The sequence below is a fragment of the Asprobacillus argus genome, from assembly GCF_032248395.1.
Lineage (GTDB): Bacteria > Bacteroidota > Bacteroidia > Flavobacteriales > Flavobacteriaceae > Polaribacter > Polaribacter argus.
The window spans coordinates 129,281-148,008 of record NZ_JAVTTO010000001.1; the positions used below are offsets into that span (position 1 = coordinate 129,281).

21 protein-coding genes are annotated in these 18,728 nt (G+C 33.8%); 14 read left to right on the top strand and 7 right to left on the bottom strand.

Annotation, left to right across the window (positions count from 1 at the left end):
• Positions 1-19: 19 nt before the first annotated feature.
• The 5 genes from RQM59_RS00620 (at position 20) to RQM59_RS00640 (ending at position 5,685) form a co-directional block, all read left to right on the top strand.
• The gene (locus RQM59_RS00620; protein WP_349240117.1) at positions 20-3,397 is read left to right on the top strand and encodes a DUF8818 domain-containing protein; all 3,378 of its coding nucleotides are present in this window, start codon (positions 20-22) and stop codon (positions 3,395-3,397) included.
• A 53-nt stretch (positions 3,398-3,450) separates the two neighbouring features.
• Complete coding sequence (locus tag RQM59_RS00625) at positions 3,451-3,960, top strand: DUF3575 domain-containing protein (protein ID WP_349240118.1); 510 nt, start codon at positions 3,451-3,453, stop codon at positions 3,958-3,960.
• Between the two features lie 76 nt (positions 3,961-4,036).
• Positions 4,037-4,534, top strand: coding sequence for a DUF3575 domain-containing protein (locus RQM59_RS00630; RefSeq protein WP_349240119.1), 498 nt, complete (start codon positions 4,037-4,039; stop codon positions 4,532-4,534).
• A gap of 133 nt (positions 4,535-4,667) precedes the next feature.
• Positions 4,668-5,147 carry a YybH family protein gene (locus RQM59_RS00635; protein WP_349240120.1) on the top strand — a complete coding sequence of 160 codons (480 nt, stop codon included), beginning with the start codon at positions 4,668-4,670 and terminating at the stop codon, positions 5,145-5,147.
• Positions 5,148-5,184: 37 nt separating this feature from the next.
• Positions 5,185-5,685 carry a hypothetical protein gene (locus RQM59_RS00640; RefSeq protein WP_349240121.1) on the top strand — a complete coding sequence of 167 codons (501 nt, stop codon included), beginning with the start codon at positions 5,185-5,187 and terminating at the stop codon, positions 5,683-5,685.
• Between the two features lie 2 nt (positions 5,686-5,687).
• Here the strand turns inward: RQM59_RS00640 and RQM59_RS00645 are convergent, their stop codons facing one another.
• Both RQM59_RS00645 and RQM59_RS00650 read right to left on the bottom strand, forming a co-directional pair.
• Entirely contained in the window at positions 5,688-7,229 is a 1,542-nt protein-coding gene (locus RQM59_RS00645; RefSeq protein ID WP_349240122.1) for a glycine--tRNA ligase, read from the bottom strand.
• A gap of 45 nt (positions 7,230-7,274) precedes the next feature.
• The gene (locus tag RQM59_RS00650) at positions 7,275-7,838 is read right to left on the bottom strand and encodes a class I SAM-dependent methyltransferase (RefSeq protein ID WP_349240123.1); all 564 of its coding nucleotides are present in this window, start codon (positions 7,836-7,838) and stop codon (positions 7,275-7,277) included.
• 44 nt (positions 7,839-7,882) lie between these two features.
• Between RQM59_RS00650 and RQM59_RS00655 the strand changes: the two genes are divergently transcribed.
• The 3 genes from RQM59_RS00655 to RQM59_RS00665 all read left to right on the top strand — a co-directional run bounded on the left by RQM59_RS00655 (position 7,883) and on the right by RQM59_RS00665 (position 11,118).
• Positions 7,883-8,569 carry a ComF family protein gene (locus tag RQM59_RS00655; protein ID WP_349240124.1) on the top strand — a complete coding sequence of 229 codons (687 nt, stop codon included), beginning with the start codon at positions 7,883-7,885 and terminating at the stop codon, positions 8,567-8,569.
• Between the two features lie 68 nt (positions 8,570-8,637).
• Positions 8,638-10,242, top strand: a complete 1,605-nt coding sequence (locus tag RQM59_RS00660; protein ID WP_349240125.1) for an Ig-like domain-containing domain — start codon at positions 8,638-8,640, stop codon at positions 10,240-10,242.
• A 72-nt stretch (positions 10,243-10,314) separates the two neighbouring features.
• A complete protein-coding gene (locus RQM59_RS00665) occupies positions 10,315-11,118 on the top strand; it encodes a THC0290_0291 family protein (protein ID WP_349240126.1) in 804 nt (267 codons plus the stop codon).
• 138 nt (positions 11,119-11,256) lie between these two features.
• Here the strand turns inward: RQM59_RS00665 and RQM59_RS00670 are convergent, their stop codons facing one another.
• From RQM59_RS00670 to RQM59_RS00680, 3 genes are read right to left on the bottom strand one after another with little or no spacing between them, the layout of a single operon-like run.
• Positions 11,257-12,405, bottom strand: a complete 1,149-nt coding sequence (locus tag RQM59_RS00670) for a cystathionine gamma-synthase (protein WP_349240127.1) — start codon at positions 12,403-12,405, stop codon at positions 11,257-11,259.
• Between the two features lie 51 nt (positions 12,406-12,456).
• The gene (locus RQM59_RS00675; protein WP_349240128.1) at positions 12,457-13,692 is read right to left on the bottom strand and encodes a cation:proton antiporter; all 1,236 of its coding nucleotides are present in this window, start codon (positions 13,690-13,692) and stop codon (positions 12,457-12,459) included.
• Positions 13,693-13,696: 4 nt separating this feature from the next.
• On the bottom strand, positions 13,697-14,152 hold the full coding sequence (locus RQM59_RS00680) for a DinB family protein (RefSeq protein WP_349240129.1): 456 nt from the start codon (positions 14,150-14,152) through the stop codon (positions 13,697-13,699).
• A gap of 36 nt (positions 14,153-14,188) precedes the next feature.
• On the opposite strand from RQM59_RS00680, the gene RQM59_RS00685 reads away from it, so the two are divergent.
• Positions 14,189-14,539, top strand: a complete 351-nt coding sequence (locus RQM59_RS00685) for an arsenate reductase family protein (RefSeq protein ID WP_349240130.1) — start codon at positions 14,189-14,191, stop codon at positions 14,537-14,539.
• 3 nt (positions 14,540-14,542) lie between these two features.
• Here the strand turns inward: RQM59_RS00685 and RQM59_RS00690 are convergent, their stop codons facing one another.
• Positions 14,543-14,941, bottom strand: coding sequence for a DUF6165 family protein (locus RQM59_RS00690; RefSeq protein WP_349240131.1), 399 nt, complete (start codon positions 14,939-14,941; stop codon positions 14,543-14,545).
• A 12-nt stretch (positions 14,942-14,953) separates the two neighbouring features.
• Complete coding sequence (locus RQM59_RS00695) at positions 14,954-15,763, bottom strand: DUF8457 domain-containing protein (RefSeq protein WP_349240132.1); 810 nt, start codon at positions 15,761-15,763, stop codon at positions 14,954-14,956.
• A gap of 100 nt (positions 15,764-15,863) precedes the next feature.
• Here RQM59_RS00695 and RQM59_RS00700 point away from each other — a divergent pair, with 100 nt between their 5' ends.
• From RQM59_RS00700 to RQM59_RS00720, 5 genes are all read left to right on the top strand, one after another.
• Entirely contained in the window at positions 15,864-16,487 is a 624-nt protein-coding gene (locus RQM59_RS00700; protein WP_349240133.1) for a thymidine kinase, read from the top strand.
• Entirely contained in the window at positions 16,480-17,580 is a 1,101-nt protein-coding gene (gene alr, locus RQM59_RS00705; protein WP_349240780.1) for an alanine racemase, read from the top strand. The genes RQM59_RS00700 and alr overlap by 8 nt, the downstream gene beginning before the upstream one ends.
• 56 nt (positions 17,581-17,636) lie before the next feature.
• Positions 17,637-18,044 carry a large-conductance mechanosensitive channel protein MscL gene (mscL, locus tag RQM59_RS00710; RefSeq protein ID WP_349240781.1) on the top strand — a complete coding sequence of 136 codons (408 nt, stop codon included), beginning with the start codon at positions 17,637-17,639 and terminating at the stop codon, positions 18,042-18,044.
• A 63-nt stretch (positions 18,045-18,107) separates the two neighbouring features.
• Complete coding sequence (locus RQM59_RS00715) at positions 18,108-18,404, top strand: hypothetical protein (protein WP_349240134.1); 297 nt, start codon at positions 18,108-18,110, stop codon at positions 18,402-18,404.
• A gap of 19 nt (positions 18,405-18,423) precedes the next feature.
• A complete protein-coding gene (locus tag RQM59_RS00720) occupies positions 18,424-18,711 on the top strand; it encodes a hypothetical protein (RefSeq protein ID WP_349240135.1) in 288 nt (95 codons plus the stop codon).
• Positions 18,712-18,728: the final 17 nt, after the last annotated feature.

Below are 18,728 nucleotides of genomic sequence, written 5' to 3' on the forward strand. Positions count from 1 at the left end.
TTCATAACGTTGATACTTTATGACCAAAAAGGGTTTACTTATTTTCTTTCTTTTTCTTGGAGTTTTAGTATCTGCTCAAACTACCTCAAAAGACTTTAGATCAAAGAAGGTATTGGTTGTTAAAGACACGATTCAAATAGATTCTGTTAGTATTAACCCGCTTAAATTCAAAATTCTAGATGCCCAATTAAGGACTATTAAGTATTCGGAGTATCAAGTCAATTATAGCGAAGCTTATGTTATTATAGACGCTAAAAAGTATCCCGAAATCACTATTGAATACTATCGTTTTCCTGATTTTTTGACAAAAACCTATAGCCCTTTCGACAAAAAATTCATCATTCCTACAACCAGCACTACTGGCAGACTCTATAGTCTTACAACCAATAAAAAACCTTCTGACCTTCGTCTTTTTGATGGGCTTAAAACTAGTGGATACATTACGAGAGGGGTTACTACTGGGAACAATCAGAACGCTGTAACGAATTCTGCCATGGATTTGACTATTGAGGGTAAACTATCTAAAGAAGTGTCGATAAGAGCGAACATTTTTGATACCAATATTCCTTTACAACAAAATGGATACTCGCAAAACATTACCGATTTCGATCGTATTTTCATTGAATTATACAGTACAAATTGGCGCATTAAAGCCGGAGATATTAGTTTAAATAATAAAGACAGTTACTTTTTAAATTTTGAAAAGCAAGTGGCTGGACTGGAAGTAGAAGCCAATATCTCTGAAAAATCTGCTGTATCAGCATCAGGAGCAGTTGTTAGAGGTCGTTTTACGGCATTTAATTTTGTAGGTATCGAAAGTAATCAAGGTCCTTATAAGATCTTTGGACCGAACAATGAACCCGCTATTGTTATTGTCGCTGGTAGCGATCGGGTATATGTCAACGGAGTACAAATTCAACGGGGGGATGATCAAGACTATACGATCGATTACAACTTAGCAGAAATTCGATTCAACACGACCTATCCTATTACGAATGATATGAGGATACGCGTAGAGTTTCAATTTTCAGATCGAAATTATACCCGTTTTATTACCTATGAAAAAGGGCATTATAAAAGTGATTCATTCAATATAAATGGTTATTTCTATAGTGAGAGCGATGCTAAAAATCAACCGTTACAATTAAGTTTAACGGAAGAACAAAAGCAAATATTAACAAATGCTGGTAATGACCAAAGCTTAATGGTTGCCCAAAGTGCTTTTGTTGATGAGTTTTCTGAAAACAAGATTCTGTATAGGAAAACGTTTGTTGGAGCCATTGAAACCTTTGAATATTCTACAGATCAAAATCAAGAACTCTATACAGTCACATTTACCAATGTAGGCACTAATAATGGCGATTACACATTAGATAGAACTATTGCCATTGGCAATATATTTAGATATGTTGGTCCAAATATGGGTAACTATGATCCCATTATTCGATTATTTGCACCAACTAAATTACAGGTTGCTGTTGTCAATTCACAATTTAAGCCAAATAAGAAGACCACTGTGAATGCGGAAATTGCACTGAGTAACAATGATCAAAACTTATTTTCAACTATAAATGATAATCAAAATAAGGGAGTCGCAACTAAAATAAAATGGACACAAATCTTATTAGATAAGCAATGGCAACTATTAAGTGATGTTGATTATCTTTTTATCCATCGAAATTTCCAAACGGTTCAACGTTTTCAAGCAGTAGAATTTAATAGAGATTGGAATTTAGTCAATCCTACTGGGAATCAACGACAATTATCTACCACATTAAGGCTATTCAACAAAAAAGAAAGTGCTATATCCTATACTTTCGATCACCTTTCTTTTTCTAATAATTTTACTGGAAGTAAACATGTATTGCAGTCAAAATTCAGATCAGCTAACACGTTTTTCTATACAGATGTGAGCCTATTACACAATACATCAACATTAGAGAGAAACAGTTTTCTTAGAGCAAAAGGTAGTATTGAACAAAGCTTCTCTAAAAGCTGGATTGGTGGATTCATTAATTTCGAAACTAACGACCGCAAAAACAAGGGCACAAACACTTTTATAAATACCAGTCACCGTTTTAAAGAATATGAAGGGTATTTTGGTCTGGGTGATTCTACTAAAGTCTATACAAAATTAGGGTTCAATTACAGGAATAATGATAGTATCCGAACAAATCAGTTTACCCAGATAAATAACAGAAAAACCCTCTATATGAACAGTCGCCTTGTTCAAAACAAAAACACTAATCTTAGTGTATTTGCAAATTACAGAATTACGGAAAACAGCTTCTCCGAAGATGAAAAATCTCTAAATTCTAAAATTGCATACAACCAACTTTTGTTCAACAATTTTGTTAGTCTCGGTACCATTTATGAAACATCCTCTGGAAATATTGCGAGGCAAGATTATGTATATATCGAAACGGAACCTGGGCAAGGTTTTTATACTTGGATTGATTATAATAATGACGGAGTTAAAGATTTTGATGAATTTGAAGTAGCAGAGTTTCAAGATCAAGCCAACTATTTACGAGTGCCTTTACCCAACCTGAGATATATTGCTACTCAAAAAGTAAAATGGAGTCAATCTCTTACTTTAAATGCAGCACAATGGAACTCAAAAAATGGGTTAAAAAAGATACTTTCTCATTTTCAAAATCAAACGTTTTTGAATGTTCTAAATGAGCAGCAACGTATTGGAAACTCCTTTAATTTAAATCCTTTTGATTTTGATGAAAACTCCTTAATAGGGTTAAGTTTAAATTTTAGAAATAGCATTTATTTTAATCGAAATCTCCAAAGGTACAGTTGGTCTTATACGTATGGATCTTCGAGAGCTAAGCAACAATTTTTTATTGGAAATCAAAATAATAAAACGAAACTCCATCAATTAGAGTTTGCTCATAAGCTGTCTACCTACTGGCTGATCGATTTGCTCGGAAAAGCTTCTAAAAACAATCTAGAAACAGAAAATTTTAACAATCGTAATTACGAAATCAAGGCGCTGGAGATCAATCCAAAGATTAGTTATTTGTACACAAAAGACCAGCGTTTTTCCGTTTTTTATCACTACAAGTTTAAAGAAAACCAATTGCAGGATTTTGAGGAGTTAAATCAACAAAAATTTGGGGTAGAATACTTATTCACTAGTAAAAAACAGAACCAGTTGAGCCTTAACTTCACTGCTTTCTTTAATGATTTTTCAGGAAACCCTAATTCTCCTGTAGGATATCAAATGTTAGAAGGACTACAGAATGGTAAAAACTACACCTGGAGCGCATTGTACAATCAAAAACTAAACTCTTTTTTAAGTTTAAACCTTAATTATTTAGGACGTAAAAGCGAGAATTCTAAAACTATTCATACGGGGAGCATACAATTAAGAGCTATTTTTTAGTTTGGCACTCTTTTTGGAAGGTCTCAACCCTTATAAACTTAAATTTTATTATCATGAAAAAAATTATGCTATTACTTTTATTTATTCCAGCGATCACTTTTGCACAGGAAGATTCTGACATTCTAGATACAGACAAAAGTCATGAAGTTAAGATTAACGCACTAAGCTTAATAACTTCTGAATGGATCGACGTAAGCTATGAATACCTTGTTAATTCCGAATCTTCTTTTGGTGTTGCCGTTCAGTTTGGCTTAGATAACGATAACAATTTTGGGGATACCTATCGTACTTTTTCGCTGACTCCTTATTATCGAAGATATTTTTCAAATAAATATGCAAAGGGATTTTATGTTGAAGGGTTTGGTATGCTCAATACCAACGAGGATTTTTATTTACAACAAACAACTACCAACTTTGCCTTAGGTATTTCGGTAGGAGGGAAATTCGTTTCAAAAAATGGTTTTACGCTAGACCTTTATGCAGGAATTGGAAGGAACTTAGGTGACTCTTTAAACATAGAGGCAGTAGGTAGAGCAGGAATTTCTTTGGGGTATCGTTTTTAAAACCAGTCGAAATTATTAGTATGTTTGTACAACAATAACTACGTAACAAATCTGTTTATATATAAAATTGATTCTCATGAGAAAAACACTTTTTGCATTTACTCTATTAATAAGTTCTATTTCTTTTGCACAACAAGAGATCAAGGTTGATATCGCCGATGCATTGGCCTTAAAAACACTAGATATTTCTTATGAATACTATTTGAGTGATCAATCCTCGATTGGAATCTCGGCATTATTTAATTTTGAAGGCAAAGGATCTGATTTTCGTTATAATGAAGATCGAATGATTACTCCATTTTTCAGGCATTATTTTACTACTGAGGCAAAATGGAACTTTTTCGGAGAGGGCTGGTTTGGGTTAAACTTTGGTGAAAAAGAGATCAATAACGGAGGAAATACCACGTATAAAGACTATACAGATGGTGCCTTAGGAATAGGTATTGGCTCTAAGTACACCTCTGCCGGTGGTCTAACTATTGATGTTCATGGAGGTTTAGGTCGAAATATGTTTGGCTCTGACTCGCCTATTATTGTGCCCAGAGTTGGAATCGGTGTTGGATATAGCTTCTAACGTAATTTTGTTTAATACCGTTTTTTTGACCGCTTAGGTAATTTATTAGCTCACTGAAGTCATTAAAAGTACTGTGCATTTATTTTTCACGTATTCTTGTTATACGATTCTTTCTAAGATATCTTTAACAATCATGAAAAAAACATACACATATCTACTCTTATCACTATTTTTAAGTGTCGGATGTAGTACAAAAACCGATTCAGCTATGTCCAAAGACAAAAAAGAAATCATCTTATTGATACAGAAGCGATATAAGGCATTAAATGACATGTTTACAGGAGACATCAGTCTCATAAAAGAGATTTGGTCGCATGCGGATGATGTTACTTATATGGGCCCTGGCGGAGGCATCAAAATAGGTTGGAATGAGGTACTAAAAGACTGGCAATCGCAAGCCGCGTTAAAATTGGGAGGGCATGTTACTCCATCAAATATTCATTACACTATTGGCAGTGACATGGCCGTTGTAGTAAATGATGAAATAGGTAAAAATATTGACAAGGAAGGAAAGCTCGAAACGGTTCATATTCGCGCTACACATGTACTTAGAAAAGAAGGTGGCGTTTGGAAAATTATTGCCGAGCAGACTGACAAATTGAGCTTTCTTTAGTATATTGTCTATCTATTAACCATTCGCATAGGAAGAATTGGCCAAAGAAGAAGAAAAAAAAAGTAAGAAAAAAGGGCGAGAAGATACTGCAAAGATTTCTCACGATCACCCAAGAGAAGACATAAGGCTTCTTTATGATTTTGAATATAATGCTATAAGGGAAACCGCCTTAGTCTTGGCCAAAGGAATTACGTATTATATTACCATTTTTCTAGGTATACTTGGATACATATTTACTCAAAACGTCGAAGATGATGTAAAATGCATCGCCTTAACTACCATCTTATGCATGTCCGTAGCAATTTTGGGCGCCGCTCTGTATATAACCTGGGGGCTTGTTACTGGATTAAGATCACTTCAAGATTTGTTAAAATCTTCCAATTCAAAATTATTTAACGACGTAGGTGTCGTTGATTTTTTTAAAAGAGGTGAAAAAGTAATAAAGAGGGTTATCTTTTTTTGCGTAATTGTTCTAGTCGCATTGGTATATGCTATGATTAAAATTTTACCCAGCTCTTTCTTCCAATGCTTTTGGTAAGATTACATTTTCTGCAACCAGGTTTTTACATTTACTGCTTTATCTATAATAGCTCTAAGATCGTCAATAGCTACTCGTTGTTGTTCCATAGTATCTCTATGACGGATAGTTACCGTTTGATTTTCTAAAGTATCGTGATCTACAGTTATACAAAAAGGTGTACCAGCAGCATCTTGCCTTCTATAACGTTTCCCCACTGCATCTTTCTCATCATAAAACACATTAAAATCCCATTTAAGCTCCTCTACAATTTTTCGTGCAACTTCTGGCAAACCATCTTTCTTAACTAACGGCAATACTGCCGCTTTAAAAGGTGCTAATACAGCCGGTAATTTCAACACTGTTCTCGTTGTATTATTCTCCAATGTCTCTTCTTCTAGTGAAGTAGCTAATACAGATAAGAACATTCTATCTAATCCAATGGAAGTCTCTACTACATAAGGCACATAACTCTTGTTTTCTTCATGATCGAAATACTGTAATTTCTTCCCAGAGTGCTCTTCATGTGCTTTTAGGTCAAAATCTGTACGGGAGTGGATACCTTCTAGTTCTTTAAAGCCAAATGGGAATTTAAATTCAATATCTGACGCCGCATCTGCATAATGTGCTAGTTTTTCATGATCATGGAAACGATATTTATCAGCTCCCATCCCTAAAGAAAGGTGCCATTTTAAACGTGTTTCTTTCCACTGTTCATACCATTCTTTTTGAGTTCCCGGTTTTACAAAAAATTGCATTTCCATCTGCTCAAACTCACGCATTCTAAAAATGAATTGTCTCGCAACAATTTCATTTCTAAATGCTTTTCCAGTTTGGGCAATACCAAACGGAATTTTCATACGTCCGGTCTTCTGAACATTCAAGAAATTAACAAAAATACCTTGTGCCGTTTCTGGACGTAAATATAAATCCATCGCAGTATCTGCAGAGGCTCCCAACTTGGTTCCAAACATTAAATTGAATTGCTTTACTTCTGTCCAATTCTTAGAACCCGATAATGGGTCTGCAATTTCCAGTTCTTCTATCAATGTTTTTACATCTGCCAAATCTTCACTTTCTAACGATTTTGCCAAACGAGAAAGTATGGTGTTAATTTTTTCTTGATATCCTAAAACTCTACCATTTGTGGTTAGAAATTCTTCTTTGTTAAAGGTGTCTCCAAAGCGTTTCGCTGCTTTTTTGACTTCTTTTTCAATCTTTGTTTCAATCTTAGCGCAATAATCTTCTACTAAGACATCGGCTCTATATCTTTTTTTAGAATCTTTGTTATCTATAAGAGGATCATTAAAAGCATCTACGTGACCTGAGGCTTTCCATGTAGTTGGGTGCATCAATATAGCTGCGTCAATTCCAACAATATTTTCATGCATCTGTACCATGGCTTTCCACCAATAATCTCTAATATTCTTCTTTAGCTCAACTCCATTTTGAGCATAGTCATATACCGCACTTAATCCATCATATATTTCGCTTGATTGAAAAATATAACCATACTCCTTTGCGTGAGATATAACCTTCTTAAACTGATCTTCTGTATTTGCCATAATGTGGGCAAATATACAGCATTCAATAAAAGTTATCAATAAAAATTAGTTGACTTTTTTGCACTTATAAATAAATGCTGGAGGGACATTCAAAACTTCAAATCCAAGAGAAATTGATTCTTTAAATACTTTTTTTAGTTTCTTGAAATAGGTAAGAGAATATTGATATTGAATGAAAGTACCGTTGATTTCTAAACTAGAAAATGAATTATGTAAGATTTTATCCGAAATTCCATCAGGAATAATTGATAAAGGTAAGCTCGAAATAATATGGCAACTTTTTGAATGTCCTAATTTTCCTAGCGCTTCAATCACATTCTCTGCAGATTCATTTAAAACCACCAATTGAGGATGATCTATATTTCTTAATTGTTGATAAAAAACATCGTTTATTTCAAAACAAACTAGTACTGCTTCTTTATGCATTTTACTCAGAATCTTTTTTGTAATCGCTCCATTACCTGGCCCTAATTCTACTAAAACGTCTGCTTTTGTAAAATCAATATCGGACAACATTTTCTTGGCCAAAAAACGTGAGCTAGGTGTAATGCTACCTGATGTTTTTAAGTTCTTAACAGCAACTCTGAAGAATTTTAATCTATTTGACAATTCTGATTGGTTTTTTGTAACTTACTAAAAAAAGCTGTGTAAAGATGCAATTTTTAAAAGATATATATTCGTTATTTTATCCCAAAATTTGTATTTGTTGCAAAAATCTATTGCTATCAAATGAAATTTTGGTCTGTACAATATGTAGACATGATTTACCCATAATTTGTTACACGGATTTTAAAAAAAATAAAATAACGGACATCTTTTATGGTAAAATTCACATTGAAAATGCCAACACTCTTTTGCATTTCCAAAAAGAAGGAAAAGTTAAAGAACTCATACACAATTTAAAGTATAGAGGAAGACAAGAGGTAGGTGCTTTTTTAGGAAACTGGTTTGGGTCTATGTTGGCGGACCTTCATGTTTTAGGCGATATAGATATAATCATTCCTGTTCCATTACATAAAAAAAAGAAACGTAAAAGAGGATATAATCAATTGACAACATTTGGAGAAAGTATTAGCAAAATACTTCATAAGCCATATACAGAAGACATTCTTGTTCGAACATCCTTCTCCAAAACCCAAACTTTTAAAAATAGAATGGACAGATTTTTGAACACTACTTCTAAATTCTATTTAAAAGATACTTTAGCGTTGAAAAATAAACATGTTTTACTTGTTGATGATGTAATTACCACTGGCGCTACATTAACGTCTTGTTGTCTTGAATTACAAAAAGTTGAAGGCATTAAAATAAGCATTATAACCATGGCTTTTGCCGAATAAAATATTCGGTAAAAGCTATCGTTCTTAAGAGAAATATATTAGTACATTTGTGTAAAATAAATTATCATTTGAATTCTTTTTTTAGATACTTTTTAATCGTTATCCTTATAGGCTCTTTTTTAAGTTGTGCAAAAAGAGGTCGACCCACAGGTGGCCCAAAAGATGAAGATAAACCTTTATTTGTAGTTGCAAACCCTCCTTACGAGTCGCTTAATTTTACTGCAAAGAAAATTAAAATCACATTCAATGAGTACGTCAGACTGAAGAACGTTAACAAACAATTAGTAGTATCTCCACCTTTAAAATACCCTCCTTTAATTTCTCCTCAAGGAACGGCTAGCAAAGAGATTTCCATTCAGATTCTAGATACTTTACAACCAAATACTACCTATACGTTTGATTTTGGAAATAGTGTTGAAGATAATAATGAGGGAAATAAATTAGAACGATTTAAATATGTCTTCTCTACAGGCACCTATATAGATTCTTTAACCACACGAGGAAGTATTAAAGACGCTTTTTTTAAAAAACCAGAGGAAGATATTAAATTATTGCTATACAGGATAGATTCTAGTTTCACAGATTCCATTATATATAAACAAAAACCTAATTATGTTACTAGCACATTAGATAGTACCATATATAATTTTTCTAATCTACAAGAAGGGAAGTATTTACTTATTGGACTTAAAGATAAATCTAGTGATTATATTTTTGCACCAAAAGAAGATAAAATTGGTTTTTACAATGATACCGTTGTGCTGCCAAGAGACAGTATTTTAAATACTCCCATTTCTCTTTTTAAAGAAATATTGCCATACGATTTTAAAAAAGCTAAAGAGGTTCGCAAAGGAAAATTACTTTTCAGCTATCAAGGTGATGCAAAAGACATGGAACTAGAACTTTTATCTAAAGTTCCAGACAACTTTAAAAGTATTTCTAGATTTGAAAAAGGAAGAGATACCCTTAATTACTGGCATTCATTAATAGACGCCGATTCGCTAAACTTCTTAGTAAGAAATAAAGACATAGTAGATACGGTTACGGTAAGATTGAGAAAGAAAAAACTTGATTCCCTTTCTTTTAGTTCTGCCGCTAGAAGTATCTTAGAGCTAAAGGATACTTTCTACATTGATGCTAATAACCCTATTATCTCATTAGACACTAGTAAAGTTTCATTAGTAGATAAAGACACCGTTAATGTTCCTTACCAAAGTTTTATCTCTAATACGGAAAACAAATTAGGCTTTATTTTTAAAAAAGGATACAAACAGAGATACACTTTATCCATTTTACCCAAAGCCATTCGAGATATTTATAATTTAGAAAATGACAGTCTTAATTACATTTTTGGGACCAAAGATTTAGAAGATTATGGAGCCATCAACCTTCGTGTAAATAATCCTAACTCCAAGAATTTGATTGTAGAACTTACTTATGAAGATGGTTCATTGATATATAGGAAGTTTACAAATAGTTCTACTACACTTCAATTTCCCTTATTGATTCCCAAAAGTCATTTGATTCGAGTAATTATAGATAAGAACAATAATGGAAAATGGGATACGGGAGACTTCTTGAAAAGGATTCAACCAGAAGAAATTATCTATTACGATCAGGTCTTAAAGGTAAGATCCAATTTCACTTATGATCAGAGCATTTCAATAAATTAATCACTTTTTTTGTTTCCCTAGGAATATTTTATATATTTGTTTCTAACAGAAATCCCCTAATCCCCTAATCTGTTGAAAAAAATACTTACAATAGTATGCGTGTGCACGTGCGCCATGTATACTTCTTATGGACAACATCTTACTCATGATGTTGGATTACACTTCGGTACAAATACTATTCAAACTGACTATGGAGAGCGAGGCAATTTCCTTAGCGAATACGGAAATGTAGGAACTTCTATTAGTCTTACACACACTATGCATTTCTTTAATACAGGGTCTAGATGGGCTACAGATCAGAGCTTTTTGAGTAGACTTGCCATCCGATCTGAGTTGAATATTGTTACAGGAAATAAATTAAAACATTTCGGAAAATGGGCGGAACGAGACTCCTATGCGGCCGAACAGCTTCGCGCAATGGATGGAGCTATTAGCTTTACGAGTGTTGGAATGCAATTCGAGTACTATATTAACAGGCTTGGAGATTTCCTTTATAACTCTTACGACATTAAATGGAATCCATATATATTAGCTGGTGTTCAATACGCTTTTTACAATAACAAATTAAGGTCTGAAATGGGAGATTGGACAACCAACAGAGATGTCTTACCAGAAAAATATAGAGCCGAAGGAGCATTAGACATTGGAAATGGAACTTCCTTAGCTTCTTCATTAGGCTTCGGTACAAGATATAATCTATCTGATGGTATTAATTTGAATTTTCAATTTAATTGGCAGTACTTTTTCACAGACGCACTGGATGGCTTGCAAGCTGATGTTTCAGAAAATCGGCACAATGAGTGGTTGGTGAATATGCAACTTGGCGTCATTTACAATTTAAACTACGGTAGACCCCTAAAGCTATTTGATTATTGATGATTGGATGGTACCCTTAAACTATTTGTAGTTTGCTAAAATGAATAGTCCCCTAATATTCAGGATAGCACTAAGGTTAAATAACCCCTAGTTTAATCTTAATAAAAAAGGGAAATCAAATTGATTTCCCTTTTTATATTATACTTGTAGTGCTTGTTCTAAGTCTTCTAAAAGATCTTTTTCATCTTCAATACCAACACTTAATCGAATTAACGAATCCGTAATACCTATTTTCAACCTTTCTGGTTCCGGAATAGATGCATGTGTCATAGTTACGGGGTGATTCACTAAACTTTCCACACCTCCCAATGATTCCGCTAATGTAAAAACTGAAGTACTTTCAAGAAATTTAAAGGCCGCTTCTTTACGTTCATCTTTTAACCTAAAGGAAACCATTCCTCCAAAATCTTTCATCTGTTTCTTTGCTACTTCATGATTAGGGTGATCTTCAAAACCAGGGTAATATACAGCCCCCACTTTATCATGTCCAGCTAAAAAATTAGCTACCGCCTTTCCATTTTCACAATGACGTTGCATTCTAACGTGTAATGTTTTTATTCCTCTTAAAGCTAAAAAACTATCCATCGGTCCAGCAACCGCTCCTCCTGCAAATTGAATAAAATGAAGTTCTTCTGCAAGCTTTTGATCCTTCACCATTAAAGCTCCCATTACTAGATCTGAATGACCTCCTAAGTACTTGGTTGCCGAATGCATTACGATATCTGCACCTAAATCTAAAGGTTGTTGTAAATACGGAGTGGCAAATGTATTGTCTACAGCGACAAGAATATTTGGGTTCGTAGATTTTACTGTTTTTGATATTTCCTCAATATCGGCAATCTTCATTAAGGGATTCGTAGGTGTTTCGAGCCAAACCAACTTTGTGTTTTTGCTTACAACACGGCCAACATTTTCCACTGAGTTCATATCCACAAACTGGAATTTCAATCCATATTTTTGAAACATTCTCGTAAACATTCTATAGCTTCCTCCATACAGGTCATCTCCTGCAATGACCTCATCACCTGGATTCAACATTTTCAACACACAATCAATAGCTGATAATCCAGATGAAAACGCAAAACCATGTGTTCCGTTTTCGATGGCTGCAAAATTATCTTCTAATGCAGTTCTTGTCGGATTGGCCGCTCTGGAATATTCATATCCTTTATGTACTCCAGGGCTAGACTGAGCATATGTTGATGTTTGAAATATTGGAGGCATCACCGAACCAGTGGTTTCTTCATGCTTCTGCCCTCCGTGAATTGTTTTAGTATTGAATTTCATGAATAAATAATTTATTTTAAGGTCTACAAAATTACCATAAACTTACGAGTTTTACGAAGTATATTTTTTAATTAACTTACCTACGGTCAACCCTTGTATTACGATTGAAAATACTACAACAATATACGTGATTACTAAAAATAATTCTCGTTCCATTACTTGTGTTAAACTTAAGGCCAGTGCAATAGATATACCTCCTCTTAATCCTCCCCAAGTCATGATCAGATTCGTCCGAGGAACAAAGTCTAATTTATTGGCGTATAGCTTAATCGGTAATAACAATGATACATATCTAGATAAAAGCAATAAGGGAATTACAATAAATCCTGCCACAATATATGAGCTATTAAATGTAAGTACTAACATTTCCATACCAATCATAACAAACAATATGGTATTGAGTAGAATATCGATTAATTCCCAGAATTTATCTACATACAATTCTGTGACTTCACTCATAGAAGATTGCCTTACGGTATCAGTTCCTACTATTAATCCAGCCGTAACCATAGCCAGCGGTGCTGACAAATGCAATTGTTGTGCAAGCATGGTACCTCCCATAACAGCAGCTATTGTTATAATTACTTCAATATCATAGTCATTGATGCTTTTCATTAATCTATATGTGCACCAACCGATAATTGCTCCTAACGCTAACCCTCCTCCGACTTCAACTAAAAATAGCTCTGCCACATGTCCAAAACTAATATCGGAGCCTCCTTTTGCAATTTGGTAAATCGTAAGAAAAATAACAACCCCTACTCCATCATTAAACAATGATTCTCCTACTATTTTGGTTTCTAGTTTTTTCGGAGCGCCTACTTTTTTCATAATCCCTAGAACCGCTATCGGATCTGTTGGGGAAATTAAGGCTCCAAAGAGTAAACAATATATAAAATCGACTCCCAAACCTAAAAATTGGAGTACATAATACACGAAGGCTCCTGATAGGAAAGTAGAGATCAACGTCCCTAATGTTGCAAATATCAGTATGGGTTTACGCTGTATTTTTAATTGTTGGAAATTGGTATGCAATGCTCCAGCAAATAATAAAAAACTAAGCATCACATCCAAGAGGACGGTTTTAAAATCTATACTTGTAATAAGCTCTTTCTCCTTTTGAAGTAAAGTATCATCAAAATAACTAAGTCCTAAGACAACCAAGGTGAAAAGGATCGTTACAACCATAAGCCCTATTGAACTTGGTAGTTTTATAAATCGTACATTTATATATCCAAAAATTGCCGAAAGAACAATTAGTATTGTCGCAATTGAAAAATAATCCATCTTTTTAGACCAATTTTTTAAGTGACATGATTATTCCCAAGTGGATACCTTCATGAAAATTATTAAAAGAAATTGCGGACTCAATCGAGTTCATTATATATCCAGTGCTCGACTGATACTCTTTATACTTTTTAAAAATACCTGCATCATAATCTTCCTCTAATGTATTTGGTAGCCCGATGAGTAATTCTTTGATCTCTTCAAATTCTTCTTCCGTAAATTCTTTTTCTGGAAAAGTGCCCTTTCTGTATCCTGCTATCAACTCATCAGAAACTAAACAATTTAATCCAGACAAATCGTAATTCAACAATTGCTGAGTAACCACCAGGTGTGCTACATTCCATGCAATATTATTTTTAAACCCTGTAGGAATTTTATGTAACTGTTCTAATGTTAATCCTTGGATCGCTTTTAAGGTTATTTCTCGGGATTTTTTTAAAACAGAAATTTGTGTCTTCATATTTATCATTAATTTAGTCAAATATAATCTATAAAAATGAAGAAAGTTTATTTTTTACAAACTTGTGATACCTGCCGAAGAATCTTAAAAGAAGTGAATTTAGAAGGTTTTGAGAGGCAAGAGATTAAAACAAGTTCAATAACCGTAACTCAACTCGAACAAATGTATGGGTTGTCTAATAGTTACGAAGGGTTGTTTAATAAACGTGCGAAAAAGTATAAGGCAATGGACCTGAAGAATGAGGTCGTTTCAGAACTAGATTATAGACAATTTATATTGGACGAGTACACTTTTTTAAAACGCCCTGTATTTATTGTTGATTCAGACATTTTTATAGGAAATAGTAAAAAAGAAATAGCACGCTTAAAAGATAGAATTGGGCAGTAAATGCTATTCTGACTTATAATCTTCGTATGATTTTTCCTCTACCAAATCAGATCCGGTATATACATTTATTTCTTTCTTAACATCAGAACGATCATCATTTGTGTAATACACTGCTCTTGCCAAATCTACAAAGGTTTTTCCAAAGTCATTAGCTCTTTCACACTCTCGAATATCATCTTCGATTTTCCATAGTTTTTTATTGACTTCCAAAAGATCGTTATGAAGCTTCTTTAAATGATCTTGATCTTTGCTCCCTGTATAAATACTTTGTACTACAGGAGTCAGCACACGATATTCGGCTTGAATATTTTTTAATTTTTTAGCATCTTTTATTTCAGAAAGTTTGATCTCTAAGATCGTATACTTATCTATAATTTCTCCATTCGAAACTTCTATTTTCATTCCCTTTGACTTTTATACAAATTTACGTTCTACGATACTTATAAAGCGCTCTTCAAGTTCTTCTTTATCGGTCCAATCATAATCCGGTTTCACCATTTTATTTATGAACTTTTTTGCCTCTTTTTCTGTTTTTATGGTATTTAGTTGAGAAACCACCCTATTAAAATCTTCCTGACTTCCATCAAACAAATTCTTTACAAATGCGATTCTATCATTTAATCCTATTTGAATATCTCCCTGTAATTTATCGTTTAGAGATTTCTTCGGAGCATTCTCAAACAAATCTGCTACAACATCTACGGGAATTGTATCTTGAAGCTCTTCATCCAAAGATAAAACTTTCTTATCTCCTACGTTTTTAACGTCGTCCTTATCCGCTTCATCTGTAAACAAATCATTCTCTAAAAAATGTACTAAAGGCTCCTCTTCCTTTTCAGCCAGAACCTCACTTCCTTCAAGAGGAACGTCAGTAACATCTTCTACTTCCGCTACTTCTTTTTCCTTTTCCTTTGGCTCTTCCTTTATGGCATCCATCGTTTCATCAATCTTATCTTCTACAACTTCCTCAACAACTTCGATCGATTCTTCTACTATTTCATTTTTAGTTTCTTCTACAACGTTTTCAATCTTCTCTAAAATCTCTTCTTTAGTCTTGCTTGGGTTAGGAGTATTATTGATATATTCTTCTACATATGCAAGCACTGCTAATTTCTCATATACAGCATATGCCTTATCCTTTAAAGCAAAAACATCTTCTTTGTTTTTCATTTGTAAAATACTGTGTGCTAAACTAGTGAGATCTGCTTCCAATTTTTTGTGCATAAGTTGTTTCCTTTAATTCCTATTTGAAGTCTTTTTTTAATAAATTTGCTTCACTCTTAACGAATAAGACAAATCTTTTTACAAGCCTTAAAATTACAAAATGTTTCTTGAAAATACGGTAAATCATACAGAACAATTTGGATGGATCGAAGTAATTTGTGGTTCTATGTTTTCTGGAAAAACAGAGGAATTAATCAGAAGGCTCAAGAGAGCTCAGTTTGCAAAGCAACGGGTTGAGATTTTTAAGCCTGCCGTTGACACAAGATATGATGATGAGATGGTGGTTTCTCACGATTCAAATGAGATACGTTCTACACCTGTACCAGCGTCTTCAAATATTCGATTATTAGCGAATAATGTAGATGTGGTTGGAATAGATGAGGCTCAATTTTTTGATGATGAGATCGTAGCCGTATGCAACGACCTTGCGAATAGAGGTATTCGCGTTATAGTTGCTGGTTTAGACATGGACTTCAAAGGCAACCCTTTTGGCCCCATGCCTGCTTTAATGGCTACCGCTGAATACGTTACTAAGGTACATGCCGTTTGTACTAGGACAGGAAATTTAGCAAATTATAGCTTCAGAAAAGCCCAGAACGATGATATTGTATTTTTAGGAGAAACTCAAGAATATGAACCTCTTAGTCGAGCGGCGTACTATAAAGCTATGAAAGAGGCTCAACAAAAAGCTACGAGCCCTGAAGAAATTAAAGATGATGAATAATCATGTAACAGTCTTAGAAATTGACGGAAATGCTTTAGAGCATAACCTGAACTACTTTAAAAACAAACTAGAACCTACCACAAAAGTACTAGCAGTAGTAAAAGCCTTTGGGTATGGTAGTGACGGTATTAAAGTGGCTTCTTTTTTAGAAGACAAAATAGACTATTTTGGCGTTGCGTATACACATGAAGGGGTCGAGTTAAGAGAATCAGGTATAGAAAAACCGATACTGGTATTACACCCTCAAATACAAAACTTCGATGCCATTGTAAAGTATCATCTAGAGCCTAGTCTTTATAATTTTAAAATACTTCGCGCTTTTCTGCAGTTTGCGGATCAACATCCTTTAATGAATTATCCTGTTCATTTAAAATTTAATACAGGGTTAAACAGATTAGGATTGTGGCATAACGATATTCCTTTAATATTGTCAGAGATCAAGGCTTCTGATCATGTAAGAGTTCAATCAATTTTTTCGCACCTCGCAGCGAGTGAAGATGCAAATGAAAGAGATTTTACTATTGGACAAATTAATGATTTTGCTGCCATTGTAAAGAAAATATATCAGCATTTGGATTATGAACCCATGATTCATGCGCTGAATACTTCAGGGGTTGTTAATTATTCTCAAGCTCAGTTTGACATGGTACGGATTGGAATAGGCTTATATGGATTTGGCAATGACGCTCAAGAAACTGCTCAATTAAAAAACACACATACGCTAAGTTCTATCATTTCTCAAATTCATATGATAGAGCCAGGCGAAACCGTAGGGTATAACCGTGCTTTTGTTTCAAAAAGTTTTGCAAAAACAGCAACAATTCCAATTGGTCATGCCGATGGTATTTCAAGGAAGCTTGGAAATGAAAAAGGGTATGTGACAATTCATGGCCAGAAAGTTCCAATAATAGGAAACGTATGTATGGACATGTTAATGGTAGATATTTCAAAAATTGACTGTAAAGAAGGCGATCCCGTGATTATTTTTGATTCGCAAAAAACCATAAACAATTTTGCGGAAGCTTCTGAAACTATTTCCTATGAAATTTTAACTGCTATTTCTCAGCGTGTTAAGCGAATTCTGAAAGCTTAATAAAATTTTATTATTTTTAAGGCACTATTAACTAACTAAAAACTATAAATATGGGAATGGTTAAAGAATTCAAGGAATTCGCTATGAAAGGTAACTTGGTTGACATCGCAGTCGGTTTTGTAATGGGTGCTGCGTTCAAACAAGTGGTTACTTCATTTACTGGGGGAATCGTTTCACCGTTAATTGGCTTAGTCGTAAAGGCTGATTTCAAAGATTTAAAATGGATTGTTAAGGAGGGAGTTGCCGATGCGACTGGAAAAGTTTCGGGAGAAGTTGCTGTTATGTATGGTGATTTCATTACTAATGTAATCGATTTTATTATCGTTGCTTTTGTAATGTTTATGATTATTAAAGGAATTAACGCTACTAAGAAAAAAGAAGAGCCAGCTCCACCACCAGCACCAGCTGGACCAACACAGGAAGAATTACTTGCTGAAATTAGAGATTTATTATCTAAGAAGTAATCTTTAAAATTGTTAACAAAAAAACCCTAAATCATGATTTAGGGTTTTAATTTTCACCGAATCATGATAAATAAAATGCTGACCGATGAGGAGCAATTACAATATTGCTTAAAATGTCAAAAAAGAGGATTTGACATGAAAGTCGGTGTTGTATGCTCTTTAACAAGTACTAGGCGCACTTTTATTAGTAGTTGTGATGATTATGTAGAAGATGAAATAGAAGCACATAAAATGTTGGTCGCTGAAAAAGAACTTAAAGAAGCAATCGACAAAGTAAGTAAAAGACCTCCTTGGCGAACGATTTTAACAGTTTTATTAGCGTTAATTGCTCTAATTAAATTGATACTGAGTTTAGCATAATTAAAAGAACATTTACATAATGATGAGTCCAAAAGAACAATTAGAATTCTGTAAAAAATGCGAAAAGAAAACTTTTAACCAGAGTGTTGGAATTATCTGCTCACTTACAAATGCAAAACCTAACTTTATCGAAAGTTGTGATGACTATGTGATCGACCCAACGGAAGTAATAAGAAATGAAGTTCGAGCAAAGATCAAAAAGGAAGAGACCGAATTAAACCGGATGATATTTTCATGGAGAACTCTTGTTACTATCATAGTGGTAATCGTTATCATTGCGATTAAAATAGCGATACGATTTGCATAAAAATTTTGCTGTTTTAA